Source organism: Vreelandella zhaodongensis (genome assembly GCF_013415115.1).
Taxonomy (GTDB): Bacteria; Pseudomonadota; Gammaproteobacteria; order Pseudomonadales; family Halomonadaceae; genus Vreelandella; species Vreelandella zhaodongensis.
The window spans coordinates 51034-66732 of sequence record NZ_JACCDD010000006.1 but is presented as its reverse complement, the minus strand read 5'-3'; the positions used below and the strand labels follow the sequence as shown (position 1 = coordinate 66732).

12 protein-coding genes are annotated in these 15699 nt (G+C 53.8%); 6 read left to right on the top strand and 6 right to left on the bottom strand.

What is annotated here, in order from left to right; translation table 11 throughout:
* Positions 1-13 precede the first annotated feature (13 nt).
* Both HZS79_RS11435 and HZS79_RS11430 read left to right on the top strand, forming a co-directional pair.
* A complete protein-coding gene (locus HZS79_RS11435; RefSeq protein ID WP_179927933.1) occupies positions 14-883 on the top strand; it encodes an aldo/keto reductase in 870 nt (289 codons plus the stop codon).
* A gap of 42 nt (positions 884-925) precedes the next feature.
* Positions 926-1885 carry a carbohydrate kinase family protein gene (locus HZS79_RS11430; RefSeq protein ID WP_179927932.1) on the top strand — a complete coding sequence of 320 codons (960 nt, stop codon included), beginning with the start codon at positions 926-928 and terminating at the stop codon, positions 1883-1885.
* A gap of 69 nt (positions 1886-1954) precedes the next feature.
* On the opposite strand, the gene HZS79_RS11425 is transcribed toward HZS79_RS11430, so the two are convergent.
* The 4 genes from HZS79_RS11425 to zwf form a co-directional block, all read right to left on the bottom strand.
* Entirely contained in the window at positions 1955-3451 is a 1497-nt protein-coding gene (locus HZS79_RS11425; RefSeq protein WP_246311459.1) for a glycoside hydrolase family 32 protein, read from the bottom strand.
* Between the two features lie 190 nt (positions 3452-3641).
* Entirely contained in the window at positions 3642-4304 is a 663-nt protein-coding gene (locus HZS79_RS11420; protein ID WP_009723656.1) for a bifunctional 4-hydroxy-2-oxoglutarate aldolase/2-dehydro-3-deoxy-phosphogluconate aldolase, read from the bottom strand.
* A gap of 101 nt (positions 4305-4405) precedes the next feature.
* Entirely contained in the window at positions 4406-5071 is a 666-nt protein-coding gene (pgl, locus tag HZS79_RS11415) for a 6-phosphogluconolactonase (protein WP_179927931.1), read from the bottom strand.
* 1 nt (position 5072) lies between these two features.
* A complete protein-coding gene (gene zwf, locus HZS79_RS11410) occupies positions 5073-6566 on the bottom strand; it encodes a glucose-6-phosphate dehydrogenase (protein ID WP_179927930.1) in 1494 nt (497 codons plus the stop codon).
* 344 nt (positions 6567-6910) lie between these two features.
* Here zwf and malE point away from each other — a divergent pair, with 344 nt between their 5' ends.
* From malE to HZS79_RS11390, 4 genes are all read left to right on the top strand, one after another.
* A complete protein-coding gene (malE, locus tag HZS79_RS11405) occupies positions 6911-8098 on the top strand; it encodes a maltose/maltodextrin ABC transporter substrate-binding protein MalE (protein WP_179927929.1) in 1188 nt (395 codons plus the stop codon).
* Positions 8099-8157: 59 nt separating this feature from the next.
* Complete coding sequence (gene malF / locus HZS79_RS11400; RefSeq protein WP_179927928.1) at positions 8158-9714, top strand: maltose ABC transporter permease MalF; 1557 nt, start codon at positions 8158-8160, stop codon at positions 9712-9714.
* A 10-nt stretch (positions 9715-9724) separates the two neighbouring features.
* Complete coding sequence (malG, locus tag HZS79_RS11395) at positions 9725-10615, top strand: maltose ABC transporter permease MalG (protein ID WP_096651441.1); 891 nt, start codon at positions 9725-9727, stop codon at positions 10613-10615.
* 182 nt (positions 10616-10797) lie between these two features.
* A complete protein-coding gene (locus HZS79_RS11390) occupies positions 10798-12285 on the top strand; it encodes a TrkH family potassium uptake protein (RefSeq protein ID WP_179927927.1) in 1488 nt (495 codons plus the stop codon).
* Positions 12286-12301: 16 nt separating this feature from the next.
* Here the strand turns inward: HZS79_RS11390 and HZS79_RS11385 are convergent, their stop codons facing one another.
* Both HZS79_RS11385 and HZS79_RS11380 read right to left on the bottom strand, forming a co-directional pair.
* Positions 12302-13024 carry a response regulator gene (locus tag HZS79_RS11385; RefSeq protein WP_179927926.1) on the bottom strand — a complete coding sequence of 241 codons (723 nt, stop codon included), beginning with the start codon at positions 13022-13024 and terminating at the stop codon, positions 12302-12304.
* A complete protein-coding gene (locus HZS79_RS11380; protein WP_179927925.1) occupies positions 13014-15698 on the bottom strand; it encodes an ATP-binding protein in 2685 nt (894 codons plus the stop codon). Before HZS79_RS11380 ends, HZS79_RS11385 begins: the two co-directional genes overlap by 11 nt.
* Position 15699: the final 1 nt, after the last annotated feature.

The window sequence follows — 15699 nt, the reverse complement described above, 5'->3', positions numbered from 1 at the left end:
ATTAGGAATGGCCATGCCCGTTCACACCTTCGATGTGCCCTTTGTTCTCGGCATGATGCGCCTGCATGAAGCCCCAGAGATGCACCAAGCGAATCACCTTGCCGACTGGATCGAAGCCCGCATTGAGCAGGGGTTGCACTGGTTCGACCATGCCGACATTTACGGCAGCGGTGCGTGTGAGACGCTGTTTGGCCAAGCGCTGCGCACCCGCCCTAACCTGACCAAGCGGCTTCACGTTGTGACCAAAGCCAGCATTGCCAACGATAACCCAGCCCACGGCTCTGGCAAGGTGAAACACTACAACGCCAGCCCGGATTATCTAAGCCGCGCCATTGACAATGCACTTAACCGCCTTGGCGTCGAACGGTTAGATCACTTTTTAATTCATCGCCCTGACTTATTAATGAACGCAGAAGCGACTGGCCGTACTCTTGATGACGCTATCAATGCAGGAAAAATTGGCGCTGCGGGCATTTCTAACCACTTGCCAAGTCAGTGGCGTAGACTGCAAAACGCCATGTATCACCCTTTACGAGCCAACCAAATCGAGCTTTCCATTAGCCATAACGTCCCGCTATTTGACGGCAGCTTTGATGATCTATGCGCCGACGGCCATGCGCCGATGGCCTGGTCACCGCTAGCGGGCGGCACACTCATGCAAGGCGACGTCGGCAACGTGCTTAACCGCGTAGCCCGAGAGCAAAACTGCACCCCTAACGCGTTAGCGCTGGCTTGGTTGCGGTCACTGCCTAGCCGGCCGATTCCCGTGGTCGGCAGTGTAAAGCCTGAGCGTATTGCTGACATGCTCGACGGGCCAGAGACGCTCTCAAGAGAGACATGGTACGAACTTTTAGAGGCCGCGCGAGGCCACTGCGTCGCGTAACCCCTTCATCAACATTAATAATATAATGATAAGGAATGACTTATGACGCCGGTGATTGCTTTCGGTGAAGCCTTGGTTGACATGCTGTCCAGTCGCTTAGGCGATGACACCGGCCAAGAAACCTTCACGCCTTACGCGGGCGGCGCGCCAGCTAACGTCGCGGTTGCCTGTGCCCGACTTAACGTACCCAGCCAGTTTTTAGGTATGGTGGGTGACGATACGTTTGGCCACTTCCTGATTCGTGAGCTGAAAAGCCATGGCGTGGATACTCAGGGCGTGGTGCTGACTAAAGAAGCACGCACTGCGCTGGCGTTTGTTTCCCGGGACAGCAGCGGCGAGCGCACGTTTGATTTTTATCGCCCACCGGCGGCCGACCTACTTTATCGCCTAGAGCACCTGCCCCACGGCGTGTTTGAACAACAGGCGATTGTTCACTTATGCAGCAACAGTTTGACCGACCCCGAGATTGCCGACACCACCTTGGCGATTGCCGCTATGGCGAAGCGTGCGGGCTGTTTAGTCAGCGTGGATGCCAACCTTCGCCATAACCTGTGGACCGAAGGGTCAGCCGACCTCTGGCTGGTAACCGAGCTATTGGATAGCGCCGATCTCGTTAAAGTCTCACTAGATGAGCTTGATTATCTTCGTGGCGGGCATTCTCAGGAAGCGTGGCTAGCTCAGCGGCTCGCCGCCGGGGTAAAAGTAATTTTAATCACCGACGGCCCTAACAAGGTAGTGCTGAAAGGTGTTGGCCTTGACCATACCATCACACCGCCTCCGGTGGCCGCTGTCGATACCACTGCTGGCGGTGATGCGTTTATTGGCGGCCTGCTGGCTGAGCTTTCACGGCACGGCATTGATGATAACTGGCACCAAGACAGTGCCTTTCTAACCCGCGCGGTGGATATTGCCTGCCGCTGTGGTGCTCACGCAGTAACACGCCCAGGTGCCTACTCCGCACTGCCGACCCATAGCGATATTGAAGCGCTAAGAAATACGTAACGCCTGTAGTGAAAAGGGCGTGCAACAGCACGCCCTTAATCACGCATCCCATTTACACGCTAAATCCCATTAATGCGCTACCGCACCTTTACTCGATACCACACTGCCGCCGAGCAACCCAGCGCTGCCTTCCAAGACGCGCGCATCAATCGAGCCCGTCGTTAGACTTATAAAGCTAACCTGGGAAATCGCTCGTTGTTGCGTATCGCCGTTAACGAGGATCTCCAGCGAGCCATGATCACACCACCACTCTACCGTGACCCTTAAACCATCAACGCTGCCCGCTGCATGGTCACAGGCGAAATGGTCATCGAAAGCTACTTGTCCGTTTACGCCGTTACGCGTGTAGCGAAGTGCAACGTCCTCCTCTCCCGCTTCAAGAGTAAGCTGTTGATGGTCTCCTTGCTGAAGCGACAACGCTACTCGGCTGCCAGCCGCTAAGGTCAGTTCAAGCAAACCACGACTTACCGATGGCAACGAGGTTAAAACGCTATATTGCCCAACACCCAGCATCGCCTGTGGCGGGATAGTATGCGGTACGGCTGTCAGCGCCTCATGGCACTCGCTGGCGATACGCTGGCAAAGCTGAATGCCGCTCGATGTCGCACGCAGGGTTAACTCTCTGGGCAGGCTCATCATTCCCCGCCAGCCAGCTTCAGGCGCATGATTGGCATACTGCCAATTATTCAGCCAAGCCACGACTAAACGACGACCCGGGGTATTCGACCAGCTCTGCACGGCGTAAAAATCACGCCCTTCATCCATCATCATGACGTCATCAGGCGAGTGATCGTTAGTGAAATGCTGCCCGTCAAACTCCCCCACGAAATATTGTGTGAACGAGCCAAAGGCATTATCTGGCGTAGCACCAATGCCCACAATTAATACCCAGCGGCTAGCCACCTGGCCATTTTTAGCGTCTTCCACAGGTAGTTCAAACAGATCAGGGCACTCCCAAGGGTGCTGAGTATGCGCGCCGTGGCCCTCACCAAACGCACTGGCAAACTGCCAGTCCAACAGATTGTCCGAGGTGTAAAAATGAATTTCCTGCCCACAGGCCAGCGCCATTACCCAACGCTGGGTAGCGGCATGCCAGAACACTTTTGGGTCGCGAAAATCTTTAAACCCTGATGCGGGTAGCACTGGGTTATTGGCGTATTGATGCCAAGTGCGCCCCTTGTCGCGGCTATAAGCCAAACACTGTGACTGCTCATAATCTTCAGGGTCATCGGAAAGCACTCGGTGGCAGGTATAAAACGCCAGCAGCCCCGGCTGGCCGTTAAACAGCCCCGTCACATCATACTCATCCACGATGGCACTACCTGAAAAACACGCGCCTTGGGCATCTGGCGCCAGCGCAATAGGCAAGTGTTCCCAATGGCAGAGATCGGTGCTGATGGCATGCCCCCAGTGCATTGGCCCCCATACCGTGTCATGGGGATGGTATTGATAAAAGAGATGATACTCTCCTTCGAAATACACGAGTCCGTTGGGATCATTCATCCAGCCGGTAGGCGGCGTAAAATGCAGCGTTGGCCTGAGAGGAGTAAATTTGACGAGATCCAATGTTAAAAACCCTGACTTAATCGATTAAGTTGAGGCTAACACGCTTTTTTCTTCTCTGCTCTACGCCGTTAGGTGAAGCACACAAAAAAGCCCGAGCATGGCAATATGCTCGGGCAAATGACTTACCCACATGACCCGATATCAGTGAGGCAAGTAACGAGAGTGCTCGTGTCGATTTACATCGTATTCTTTAGTGGTGAAAACGCTCAGCAGCCTGACGGGCCAGCTCGCGAATACCGTCCCAATCTTCCGCTTCTACCATGGCTTTCGGCGTTAACCAGGAACCGCCTACACACATAACATTGGGTAGTGAGAGGTAGGTTTCAGCGTTATCGACCGTGATACCGCCGGTTGGGCAAAAACGCGCTTCGGGGATCGGCGCACCAAAGGCTTTAATGGCTTTGGCACCACCACTGGACTCAGCCGGGAAAAACTTGAAGCGGCGATAGCCGTACTGCCAGCCGGTCATCAATTCAGAGATCGTTGATACGCCGGGCAACATTGGCACCGGGCTTTCTACGCCATAGCGATAAAGTGCTTCTGTCGCGCCAGGGGTCACCACAAAATCTGCGCCCACCTGTTCAGCTTGGCGGTATTGCGCGGGAGTCAACACAGTACCTACACCGATGCTGGCCCCCGGAAGCGCTTCTTTCATGCGTTTAATTGCTTCCAGGGCACAGTCGGTACGTAAGGTAATCTCCAGAACGCTTAAGCCACCTTCCACCAAGGCACGGCCCAACGGTACCGCATCTTCAAGGCGGTCAATGGTAATCACCGGAATGACCTCAGCTTTTAAGCAAATGCTATCAAGCTCGGCGGTGCGCGTTGAGGGTAGCTGTTTATCGATTGTCATCAGTGAGTCTCCAAGCAGGTGTTACTGGCAAACGTTTATTGGCGAAAGCCTGCGGTGCCAAGTGCTATTCAAAAACTAAGCACAGGCCCCAGCGCGACGCATTAGGGGGCCCAATAGATCGCCAATGGGCAAGATAAAAACGCACGAATGGGCAGCTTACGGACATCATCACCATTCATGGCGTTTGCCAATACGCTGCGCTTATCATCGCCAGTAATATGTAAAATATGTCGGTGCGCCTGATGCAGGCGATCAGCCGAGAAAGTAATACGCGGCTGCGGCTGACTAGGTGTGCGAACCGCGACAAGCGGCTCATCGGTAGAGAGCGCCAAACCTAGCTCTAGGCTGTCGGGGAACAGCGACGCTGTATGGCCATCGCCTCCCATTCCCAAAATCACAACGCTGGCGGGCCAAGGCAGAGATGCCGTGCGTTTGGCAACCTCTTCAACACCCTCTTCCGGCGTTGAGTCATCTGAGGTTAGCGGTACGAAGTTGGCGTTCGCAGCCGCTCCTTGAAGCAAGTTTTCTCGCACCAGCTTGGCGTTGCTATCGCTACTTTGCTCATCCACCCAGCGTTCATCGGCCAGGGTAATATCAATGCGCGCCCAAGGCAGCGGCTTCGCTGCCAGGGCTTTAAAAAATGGCACCGGCGTAGAGCCACCCGATACGACTAATAACGCGCGCTCCTGGCGTACCAGGTCTTCGGCCAATGCCTGGAAGACCGCTTCTGCTAGCTGTTGTGCTAGCGCTTGACGTGCTTCGCTCATATTAATAGTCCTCATACCAACTGCGGCCATCTTGGGTAATCATGGCAATGGAGGCGACCGGCCCCCAAGAGCCTGCTGGGTAACGGCGCGGCGGTGTTTCACGTGCTTTCCAGCCGTCGATGAGCTGGTCGCACCAGCGCCAGGCGTGTTCGACTTCATCGCGGCGCACGAACAGATACTGCTGACCCTTCATGACCTCCAGCAGCAAGCGCTCGTAGGCATCGGGGATACGCGATTTGGGGAACGCGCTATTAAAATCCAGGTGCAGCGGGCCAGGACGCAGACGCATACCTTTATCCAAACCGCTGTCTTTGGTGAGCACCTGAAGTGCTATCCCTTCATCCGGCTGCAGACGAATGATCAGCTTGTTAGACGCAATCCCCCGCTGATCAGGATCAAAAATATAGTGCGGTTGCTGGCGGAAGTGGATCACGATTTGGGACAGCTTTTCAGGCATGCGCTTACCGGTGCGCAGGTAGAACGGCACACCCGCCCAGCGCCAGTTGGAAACTTCGGTTTTCATTGCCACAAAGGTTTCGGTCTGGCTTTCAGTATTCGCCCCGTCTTCTTCCAGATAGCCCGGTACTGGCTGGCCGTCGTTGGTGCCCGCAGTATATTGTCCGCGCACCACGTCACGCCCCAGCGCCTCGCCGTTAAAAGGCTTAAGCGCTTTAAGCACTTTTACCTTCTCATCACGAATGGCGTCAGCATCCAGATTGGAAGGCGGATCCATGGCAATCAAACACAACAGCTGGAGCAGGTGGTTTTGCACCATATCGCGAAGCTGACCAGCATCATCGAAGTAGCCCCAGCGTCCTTCAATGCCGACCTTTTCTGCGACGGTAATTTCTACATGGGAAATGTGGTTCTGGTTCCATTGCGTCCCAAAAAGTGGGTTAGCAAAGCGCAGCGCAATCAGGTTCTGTACGGTTTCTTTCCCCAAGTAGTGGTCGATTCGATAGACACGGGACTCTGGGAAAACCGCCCCGATAGCGTCGTTGACTTCTTCTGATGACACCAGGTCATAGCCGATAGGCTTCTCAACGACCACCCGAGTTTGATCATCTAAGCTGCCACTTGCCTCAAGGTTGCGGCAAATATCGCCGTAGATCATGGCGCCAACGGATAGATAGACGACCATGGGGCGCTCGGAGCCTTCGCGCCACTCACGTACCTGTTCAAAGCCCTCTGCTTTTTTGAAATCCAGCTGGCAGTAGTCAAGCCGATTGAGAAAGCGTTCGAGGCTCTCTTTATCCTGCTCATCTTTTTTCAGCCGCTTTTGCAGTGCGCCATTCACTAACTGGCGAAACGCAGCGGTATCATGTGCTTGACGCGCCAGCCCCATGATCCGCGTGCTTTTTGGCATCAAGCCTTCACGGTCAAGGTGATAAAGCGCTGGAAACAGCTTGCGCATCGCAAGGTCGCCCAGCGCCCCAAACAGCGCTAAATCAATAGCGTGATTCGTACCGCCTAGCGGGGCATGTGACTGGCTCATCTCAGCTCCTATTTATAATTAGATGACCTAATGTAGTTAGATTACCTAAAATCTACTTGATACTGGGCATTATACGCAATATTTCATGTAATTTTACTACAAAAATTTAGCATTGACCTCCCCCGGCTGCGCTTTGTTTATGCCTTGTCGACGTCTATACCCTTCGTATTACCTCTTTATTGTTACCTTTTCGTTCACTCTACGCCCCTTAGATACGCCACCACTACGCCCCTTAAGGATGAGGTGTGCACGCGCTTAATTGGCCACGCTGACACTGACTAAAGCGCTGCTTTTCAAACTCTCATAGCAGCACTCTAAGACAACAACAACGAGGTATTCACATTATGGCAACGTATCGACCACTTATGATGCCGCTGCTAGCCGCCACACTGGCTGCCAGCGCTGCCCTGCCCGCCTTTGCATTCGACGATGATCGCATCACCATCTGGATGGGCGACAATAAAGGCCAGGAGGGCATTCGCGCAGTTGCCGAACAGTTTCTTGAAGACACTGGCATCGAGGTGCGGGTGATTTTCCCCGATAACCTTACCGATCGTTTTCAACAAGCGGCTGGCAGCGGCCAAGGGCCGGATATTGTGATCTGGGCTCACGACCGCATGGGCGAGTGGGCACAAAGCGGCCTGCTAAAGCAGGTAGCCCCAAGTGACGGATTCCGTGAGGCGTTTTACGACTTCACCTGGGAAGCGGTGCTGTGGAATGGCGACACTTATGGCTATCCGATATCGGTCGAATCGCTGGGGCTGATTTACAACAAAGCACTCGTAGAAGCGCCGCCAGAAAGCTTTGCTGAACTGATGGAACTTGATGCAGCCCTCTCTCCAGAAGGCAAAAAAGCCATCCTATTTGATTACAGCGAACCTTATTACGGTTGGACATTGCTTGCCGCCAACGGCGGCTATCCCTTCAAGCAGACCGACAGCGGCTATGACATTGGCGACATCGGCGTTAACAACGAAGGAGCCCTGCAAGGGGCTGAGCTGCTGGTGGAATTAATCGAAAGTGGCGTACTGCCCCGAGGCACCGATTACAACCTGATGGACACCCGCTTTAACCAGGGTGAAGTAGCGACCATGATCAGCGGCCCCTGGGCATGGCCCAACCTGGAAAGAAGCGGCATCGACTATGGGGTCGCACTGCTGCCAAAAGTAGGTGATGAGCGCGCCAAACCTATGTTTGGGGTAATGACTGCCATGATCAATGCTGCATCGCCAAATGACTTTCTCGCTATTGAGTTTTTGGAAAATTACCTGCTCAGCGAAGATGGCATGCGTACCTTTAATAGCGATGGCTCGCTAGGTGCAGTGGCCCACATCGAGTATCAAGCTGAGCTGGCCGATGACGCTAACATTGCAGCGACGTTGGAAAATGCTGAGATGGGTATGCCAATGCCCAATATTCCTGAAATGGGTGCCTTCTGGTCAGCAATGGAGCCCGCGCTGCAAAACATAGGTAGCGGACGCCAGACCCCGCAAGAAGCGCTGGATGCCGCCGCACGTCGTATGCGCCAGTAGCCCTTTTTTGCCCTTCTGCTCGGTGGCAATCGCCACCGGGCAGCCTGCAGGATATCGTCATGTATACCACCAACGCCTCTCGTGGCCTTCCCCGCCACCGCTCTCGCCACCTCACTGAACGTTACACCCGATGGGCTTTACGCTGCGCGATTGCGTTCATGGTCATCGCACTACTCTGGTTAGTGCTGGCATTTCACCTCAACGGCCAGTGGATGTTTGCCTTACTATTTCTAGTGCTGGGCGCCTCGCTGGGTGTGGTGTTTACCAAGCGAACGCTAATGAGCCACCGCTATATTTTTCCTGCCGTAGCGGGACTTGGGGTGTTTGTTATTTTCCCGTTGCTGTACACCATTGGCATTAGCTTTAGTAACTACAGCTCCAGCAACTTGCTTTCTGAGGAGCGCGTACGAGGCCAGCTGCTAAGCCAAAGCTATCAGGAAGACGATGCCGCCTTTGACCTTACACTTTATCAAGAAGGCGATCTAACCCGCTTGCTGCTAGATAGCGGCTCACAGCGTTTCAAAACATCACCACTGAACCTGGATAACAGGGAGTCGCGCCAAATAGGCATTCAAGCCGTCACGGAACCGCCTGCGGGTGAGGCACTACCCATGCGCGAGCTTGTCCAGGCACGCAGCGCACTTCAGGGGCTACGGCTACTTACTCCCGACGGCACCGAACTGCGCATGGCGGGAATTCGCCAATTTGCGCCCATGCTTGATCGTTACGACGTGCTGGAAGATGGCTCTCTTTATGACCGGCGGGACGATCGAGTACTGACCCCTGATCACACCATTGGCTTTTTTGTCACTGATGATGGCGAACGGATCACGCCAGGATGGCCAGTCAATGTGGGGTTTGCCAACTATACGAAGATTTTCACCGATCCCGACATTCGCGGTCCGTTCATGCAGATTTTCGTGTGGACCTTTGTCTTTGCCGCACTGACGGTGGTCTTTACCCTGGCCGTTGGCTTTGTGCTGGCGTCACTGTTGCAGTGGGACCAACTCAAGGGCAAAGCCGTTTATCGCACGCTGTTAATTCTGCCTTACGCCGTGCCCGCGTTTATTTCCATTTTGATCTTTAAAGGCATGTTTAACCAACACTTCGGTGAAGTGAATATGATTCTGGACTCGCTGTTTGGCGTTCGGCCAGAGTGGTTCACCGACCCGTGGCTGGCGCGTTCCATGCTACTGATTGTCAATACGTGGCTGGGCTACCCCTATATGCTGCTGCTGTGCATGGGGCTAATCCAAGCCATTCCCCAAGATCTCTATGAAGCCTCAGCGGTAGATGGCGGCGGCCCAATTACCAACCTGTTCAAGATTACCCTGCCGCTGATTATTAAACCGCTAACACCGCTGTTAATTGCCGCCTTCGCGTTTAACTTCAATAACTTCGTGCTGATTGCGCTATTAACGGGCGGCAACCCCGACATTCTGGGCGCAAGTACGCCAGCAGGTACCACCGACCTATTGGTCAGCTACACCTACCGTATTGCCTTCCAGGATGCCGGACAGAACTTTGGGTTGGCTGCCGCCATCGCAACGCTCATTTTCCTCTTGGTCGCGGGTATGTCGATGCTTAATTTGCGCCTTTCCAAGGTTAAGGTTTAGGAGGTTACTTATGGCCATGGTTCAACCCCGCTCGGTGGGTGCACGTCGTTTAGGCGCCCACCTTGCTTTGATCTGCTTCGTTTCGCTAATCGTCTTCCCACTGCTGCTGGTGATTTCGATCTCATTTCGCGAGGGCAACTTTGCCACCGGCAGCCTGATTCCCGAACGTTTCTCGTTAGAACACTGGTCGCTAGCGCTGGGGATCCCCTGGGAACGCCCGGATGGCAGCATTGTTCAACCACCCTTTCCCGTGCTGCTGTGGCTGTGGAACTCAATAAAAGTGGCGGTCGTCTCTTCCGTGCTGATTCTAATGTTAGCGACGACGAGCGCTTACGCCTTTGCGCGTATGCGCTTTAAAGGCAAAGAACCGCTTTTGAAAGGCATGCTGATTTTCCAGATGTTCCCCGCTGTGCTGTCACTGGTGGCGCTCTACGCCCTGTTCGACCGACTGGGACAGTTTGTTGGCTGGTTGGGCATCAACACCCATGGCGCACTGATCGTGGCATCACTGGGCGCGGTCGCTCTGCATATCTGGACCATTAAAGGCTACTTTGAGTCGATTGATGGCTCGCTGGAAGAAGCCGCCATGGTGGACGGCGCCAGCACTTGGCAGGCGTTCCGCTACATCCTGCTGCCGCTGTCGATTCCCATTTTGATGGTGGTTTTCATTCTGGCGTTCGTCATGAGCATTATGGAATACCCCATGGCCTCGGTACTGCTGGTGGATGAACACAAGCTCACCCTGGCGGTAGGTGCCCAACAATACCTTGCCGACCACAACCAGCGCTGGGGCAACTTTGCCGCCGCTGCGGTGCTTTCTGGCCTGCCCATTACCGTCGCGTTCTTGATCTGCCAGCGCTGGATTATTGGCGGGTTAACTGCCGGGGGCGTCAAAGGCTAATCTTAACCAACTTCCGCTTCCTCGCTTGAGCACCTTGCTCGTCACCGGCCCCATTAATGGGGTCGGTTTTTTCATTGCTCAGTTCGTTACTTGCGTGTTTTTTTAGGGAAATTTTACGGACTTTTTGCGGTTGCCATGGTGTGATATCGCGATAAACATCAGGGCAATTTAAGAGCGGATCTATGACCATCTTTCCCAGCGGGATTTACTATCGAGACGCTTACCGCAATTGGGCACAAATTTTTAAAATTATGGCAGTGTTATGGTTAGTTCTTGCCATGTTTATGACACTGCCTTGGATTGTTCTCCTTATTGAGAAAGATCCTGACGCTCCCGCGTTCGGGATGTCTCTTCTAATTATCCTAAGTGCAGCCATCATCACTTGGTTGCTAACCCGTCGAGTGTCGTTAGAGCTGAAGCCCTGGCAAATGTTTATATTGACGGCAGGCAGCTGGACCAGCATCAGCTGTTTTGCCAGCCTTCCGCTTATCTTAGGTGCGCCCCAACTTAGCGTTACTAATGCAGTCTTTGAGTCGGTCTCCGCGATTACCACCACCGGCTCAACCATTTTGTCTGGGATCGAAGATTTATCCGACGGTCTAAAACTGTGGCGAGGCTTAATGCAGTGGATGGGCGGTATCGGCATCATCGTAATGGGCATCGCCATTCTGCCGTTTCTTAAAGTTGGCGGCATGCGGCTATTTCACACTGAATCTTCCGACTGGTCCGATAAAGTGATGCCCCGTACTGGCGGCATTGCCAAAGCGACGCTAAGTATCTATGTAGGTCTGACACTGGTGGCCATGCTGAGCTATTGGGCAGGAGGAATGCTCCCCCTGGATGCCGTTGTACATGGAATGACATCACTGGCGACCGGTGGCTTTGCTAACTCTGACGCATCGTTTAGCGCCTATGCTGAGCAGCCGTGGCTGTTGTGGATGGGTAGCTTTTTTATGCTCAGTGGTGCGCTACCGTTTGTCTTGTATATTCGCTTTATTCGCACATCCCGCAGCGCACTGTGGAAAGACCAGCAAGTGCGCGGTTTGTTAAAACTGCTGCTAACAGCGATCTTGATTCTCAGCGCGTGGCGTTTTTACCAAGGCGATGACTGGTTTGTCTCGCTCACTCATGTCACGTTTAACGTCATTTCAGTCGTGACCACTACGGGCTATGCATCCGACGACTATACCCTATGGGGTTCATTACCCATCGCGGCGTTTTTCTATCTTACGTTTATGGGTGGCTGTAGCGGCTCTACCAGCGGTGGTATGAAAATTTTCCGGTTCCAAATCGCTATGCTGATGTTGCGTAATCAGTTGCGCTACCTGATTCACGCTAATGGGGTTTTCACAACGCGCTATAATCAGCAGCCAGTGACCAGCGATATTTCCCGCAGCGTAGTGGCCTTCTCTTTCTTCTTCTTTATTACGATTGCGGTGCTTGCGTTGGGCCTTTCAGCATTGGGTTTGGACTTAGTCACTGCCCTTTCCGGTGCGGCCACTGCGGTGGCGAATGTAGGCCCTGGTCTCGGTGATACCATTGGCCCGGCAGGTAACTTTGCAACACTACCCGATGCAGCTAAATGGCTACTTTGCATCGGTATGTTAATGGGTCGCCTGGAAATTTTAACGGTCGTGGTACTGCTCACCCCCATGTTCTGGCGGCGTTAGCATATTTAAAACGATACTACGTTCCAGGACGCAGTGCGGCTTCTACCAATAATCGATACCCGACGCCTGCTTCTGTTTGAAGCAGGGTGGGTGTTTGCGGGTCATCTCCCAGTTTCTGCCGCAGGCGACTAATCACGATGCGTAAATAGTGCGTATCGTCTATATGCGTTGGCCCCCATATCTCTTTTAGCAACTGGGTCTGCGTGACGACACGCCCAGCATAACGGCACAGGCGAGCCAAGACAGCGAACTCTTTTCGGGTTAAATGCACATCGTCTTGCTGCAGCGTCACCCGCCTTAGTTCCAGGTCAATCACTAATCCCTGACTGACATAGTAGCTTGATGTTTGCTCTCCCCGCGCCTTCTGTGCCAAGCGTAATACCGCTCTTATACGCGCAAGTAATTCTTGAATACCAAAGGGCTTGGTAACGTAATCGTTGGCACCGTTATCTAACGAAAAGACTTTTTCTTCTTCACGATCACGAACAGATACCACAATGACCGGCACAGTGCTGTGCTCACGTATCCCCTGCAGCACTTCATGACCATCCATATCAGGCAAGCCTAAATCGAGCAGCACGACGTCGGGGGCTTGGGTATATACCATGGCTAACGCCTGCTTACCGTTCTCCGCCTCCAGTACTCCATAGCCCTGGGAGGCTAGGCTGATACGCAGAAAACGCCGAATCTGCTGCTCATCGTCAACAATCAAAATACGACCGCTGCCTTCACTCTTCATCACCCCTCCTGATATCTGCACCTAATAATGGCAGCGTTATAATAATCGCGGTACCTCGCCCACTCTCACCAGTACCGGCCATAATCGTGCCGCCATGGGCACCAATCATGCCACGGCATATGGCTAAACCAAGGCCACTGCCATGGGCGCTCCTGTCGCCGTCGCCACCGCTGTAAAACATATCGAAGACCTGTTCGCGCAGTTCGTGAGAAATGCCCGGGCCTTGATCTTCTACGGTGATGACCAACGTTGCAGGATCACCTTCATTAAGGTGCGCCTTTATACTCAACTCCCCCCCGGGTGGCGAAAAACGTTGAGCGTTATCCAAGACATTCACCAACGCTTGCTCTACCAGCGCAGGGTGGACATAAAGTAGCGGTAACGAAGGAGGCCAAGACTTGCGGACAACGACATGCTTAAGTGATTGACCCAAGCGCTTGAGCGCCGAATTAATGACGTCGTCAAACGCTACCCAGTCTCGCTCAATTTTTAACGTGCCGTGCCCTAGTCGGGTCATATCCAGCAAGTTTTGTATGTATCGATTAAGGCGCTCGCTTTCGGACAAGATGCCATCCAGTAGCTCGCGCTGGTCGCTATCGCTTAGCTGCGGTTTAAGTTCAATCAATGAGCTGGCCGAACCAATAATAGAAGAGAGCGGTGTACGCAGATCATGAGACACCGATGAGAGTAACGCAGAGCGCAGACGCTCGTTCTCCTCGGAGACACGGGTTGTGTTCAGCTCCGCCACTAGCCGAGTGCGCTCTAACGCCATACTAAGCTGACGCACCAGCGTATCCATTAACGACTCTTGTTCATGGTTGAGCGTTTTTAGGCTTTCCGACAGCTTAAGCGCCAACATCCCTACTTTTTCTCCCTGCACTGCCAGTGGTATTAAGCGCCAAGCCTGCTGGCTCAGAGTATCGGTGCCTTGACCGCTGGTTTTTTGATGTTGCCAGCTCCACACCGCTGCCTGCTTGGCCGCCATGTCCAACCGCTCTGAATCTGGCAGTGCATGCACCACTCGCACTTCATTCGCGCTTTCGGCGCTTTCAATAAATACCGTGGGCACCGCAAAGCACTGCACCAATGTATCAACGCCAATTTTTGCTGCACTGGCGCTGTCTGTTGCGGTTGATAGCTGTTCAGCGTAACGCAATAAAAGCTGGGTCTGGTCGCGGCTAGCACGCAGTGCAATCAAGCGCCGACGCCCACGTCCAGCAAGCTGTCCGACCACCACGGCCACGAGCAAGAAGAACACCACAGTTAGCAGTTGTCCCCGCTCCACCATGGCAAAAGTAAGACGTGGCTCGGTAAAGAAGAAGTTAAATACTAAAAAGCTCGCGATGGCACTTAACATTGCCATGGCAGTGCCCGCCCATACGGCACTAAACAGTACGGCCACTAAAAACACCAATGATAAGTTGGCCAGTTCAAGCCAGGGTTCCAGCATGAGCGCTACCCCGAGGGACGCCGATACCGCCAAGCTCGTGCCGAGTAATTGGGGAGGATGCAGTGTCCAGCCACGCTGCCATTGATCGGTGCGCTTTTTCACAGCCCCTTTAGCCACTATAACAATATCGAACGCCTCGGCATGCGCCATCAAGCGTTGGGCCAGAGGCCGTGACCATTTCCACCAGCGACGCTTCGCTTCGCGCCCCACCACAATGGTGGTCGCATTAATTGAACGCGCATAGTTGAGAACTTCACTTAGCTGGCTATGCCCTTGTAAACGTATTGAATCGCCACCCAGCCGAGTAACCAAGCTGAAAACTTGCTCAACGGCCAGTTGCTGCTCTGGAGAGACAATTCCTTTATCAACATAGACCGCTCGCCATACCGCTAAGCGCCGCTCTGCCATCCGATGAGCCGCGCGAACCAGCGATACGTCGTCTTCACTTCCATTAATCACCACCAAGAGATGCGGTCTTACCGGCCAGGGGCCAGCCCTGCCGCCAGCATCCATTGCCACCTTAACGTCAGCATCCACGCGTTCAGCCATGGTTTGAATCGCCAGCTCACGCAGCGCGTTGAGATTGGATTCATTAAAGTAGCCTTCCATGGCAGCACGGGCTTGCTCGGGTATATAGACTTTGCCGCGCCTTAAGCGCTCAAGGAGTTCGTCAGGCGTTAAATCAACAAGCGATACATCTCGGGCGCGCTCTAACAGCGCATCGGGCACCGTTTCGCGCATGCGAATCCCAGTAATCCGCGCAACATCATCATTCAAACTTTCGAGATGCTGGACGTTAACGGTTGTCCACACGTCAATACCTGCATCCAGCAGCTCTTCAATATCCTGGTAACGACGTGGGTGCCGACTACCGGGGATATTACGGTGGGCAAGTTCGTCCACCAGCAAAATAGTGGGACGTCGCGCCAGAGCCGCATCAATATCAAATTCATAGAAGGTTCGGCCATGGTGCTTTAAAGGTGCTAACGGAAGCCGTGCCAACCCATCACACAAGGCTTCAGTATCAGCGCGTCCGTGTGACTCCACCACGCCAATTACAATATCTTCACCTTCCTCTGCCCGTTCACGGGCGGTGCGAAGCATGGTGTATGTTTTACCGACACCGGGCGCGGCTCCCAGAAATACACGCAAACAGCCGCGCGCCTCTCGGCGCGCGGCTTTTAGCAATGTATTGGGATCGGGGCGCTGATCCGCTGAATACATT